Genomic DNA, 2,386 nt, shown 5'->3' on the forward strand with positions numbered 1-2,386 from the left:
GCATGCGACGCAGGCCAACCCGCAGGCCGACCTCGAGGTCGATCGCTACGCCTACCACGATGCCGTGGTCGACGCGTGGGGCCACGGCCTGCTGGGCTTCGCCGAGGTCGAGCGCTGGCGCGAAGGGCAGCTCGATCGCCACACGTGGATCCGCTACGCCTACGATCGAGACGATCAGCACGCCGACTATCCCACGGCCGGTCGCCCGGTGGAACAGATCGAGCAGCGCCGAGTCGTCGATGACGCTGGCGTGGTGCAGTACTGGCTCACGCGCACACAGCAGCACCTCGAGACCGTGGTCGAGCCTCGCCTGGGCGGAGATACGCTGTTCACCTACCCGGCACGCCAGGACGTGGACGTGTTCGTGCGCGACGTGAGCTGCACGATCGACTGCGAGGTCAGGCCCAGCGAGCGCTTCCAGTGGCTCACGATCGAGCAGGAGCGCGACGGCCTGGGTACGATCGTCTCCTCCACGACCACCAACGACGCCGAGCAGCGGATCTACGAGGTCGATGCGATGCTCGACGATCAATCCGCGTGGATCGTAGGCCGTGCGCAGGCGTGGAGCGAACAGAGCTGCGTAGGTGGTGAGTGCGTCGAGCGTGCTCATACCGCGACCTACGATCCGGCCACCGGGGCCGTGAGCACCACGACCTTCGCCCCCAACGATCCGGTGGCGCGGCTCGACACCACGTATGGGTACGACGGCCGTGGCAACGTGATCTCCACCACCCTCGCCAACCTCCAGGGCGACGTCCGCACCACCACCACCACGTGGGACGCCGAGGGCGTGCATCCCGAGTCGATGATCAATGCGGCGGGGCACGAGAGCTGGGTGATCCACGAGCCCGGCACGGGGGTACCGATCGCCGAGGTCGCCGCCGACGGGGTGACTTGGGTGCATCGCTACGACGGCTTCCTGCGACCCACCCGGCACGAGCGACGCGTGTCGCCGATGGGACTGTCCGATGGGCACGTGACCACGATCGAGTACGAACTCGGTGGCCCGGTCCACGATGACACGTTCCAGATCGAGTCGGCGCTGCGCGTGCGGACGACTGCGCCCGATGGCCAGGAGCTCACCACCGACTACGGCGCCACCGGGCACGTGATGCAGGAGGCGTGGTGGGGCATGCAGGCGCTCGACGAGGTGCCCATCAACACGGGCGGCCCTGGGGATGAAGTCTATGTGAGCACGCTCTACGACGGGCGCGGTCGCGTGCATCGCCGAAGCCTCCCCACCTGGGCCTCGGAGCAGCCGAGCGCCTACACCACCACGGAGTACGACGGCCTCGATCGGGTGACCGACGTCGAGCACCCCGACGGCGACCACGAGCACTTCGCCTACGGACTGCTGGCGAAGGGAGTGCAGACCGCCCACACGGACGAGAGCGGCGCAACCTCGCTGTTGCAGACGGACGCCGCCTCGCGGGTGGCGGTGAGCATCGATCCCCATGGGACGAGCACCTGCTTCGAGTACGGCGCCTTCGGTGTACTCGGCGAGGTCCGTCGGGACTGCACCGATCCGCAGACGCCCTGGGTCAGCACGTACGAGCACGACGTGGCGGGCCGGATCGTCACCGAGAGCGATCCTTCCTTTGGCGCCCGAAGTCGCGTCTACAACGGCTTTGGAGAGCTGCTCGAGCAAAGCGACGGTGCCGGCGAGGTCATCGAGTTCGAGTACGACGCGCTCGGCCGCGTGCTCGCGCGCCACGACGCCGACGGCGACACCACGCACACCTACGACGCCATCCGACCCGGCCGGCTGCACACGAGCGAGGGCCCCGACGACATCCTGACCACCTACGGCTACGACGCCTCCGGGCGCCTGGACACGGTCACGGTGTCCGACCTCATGCTCACGGTGCCCGGGGCGCTGGTGCTGCACTTCGACTACGGGCTCGGCGACCGGCTGCAGACGCTGCACTACCCGTCGGTGGATGGAGACCCTGGCCTGCGCGCCGACTATGACTATGATGGCGCCGGCTATCTGCGCCGCGTCAGGGTTGGCGGCGCCACGGTGCTGTGGTCGGCACTCCAGGCCGACGAGGCCGGCCGTCTCGTGCGCGAGCGCTTCGGCAATGGTCTCGAAACCACCCGGACTTACGAGCCGCTCACGGGCCTGCCCACCACCGTGCAGACCGACAGTCCCGGCAACCTCGTCCAGAGCCTGGGCTACGACTGGCACCCGTGGGGCGAGCTCGAGCAGCGCTTCGACGTCGTGCATGGGCAGCAGGAGGCGTTCGAGCACGACGACCTGCGGCGGCTGACGCAGGCGTCGATCACCGGCGCACTCGGGGGTAGCGTCGTCGACGTCTCGTACGACGACGTCGGCAACATCACCCACAAGACCGACGTGGGCAGCTACGTCTACGAGGACGGGCGG

At 68.6% G+C, this 2,386-nt stretch carries 1 protein-coding gene; it reads left to right on the top strand.

Annotated features, from left to right (window positions below; translation table 11 throughout):
- Positions 1–2,386, top strand: a 2,386-nt coding sequence (locus tag OEB96_RS00480) for an RHS repeat domain-containing protein (protein ID WP_266213401.1), incomplete at both ends; no start/stop codon positions are given.

Origin of the sequence: Paraliomyxa miuraensis, assembly GCF_026337845.1 — a bacterium.
Lineage (GTDB): Bacteria > Myxococcota_A > Polyangia > Nannocystales > Nannocystaceae > Paraliomyxa > Paraliomyxa miuraensis.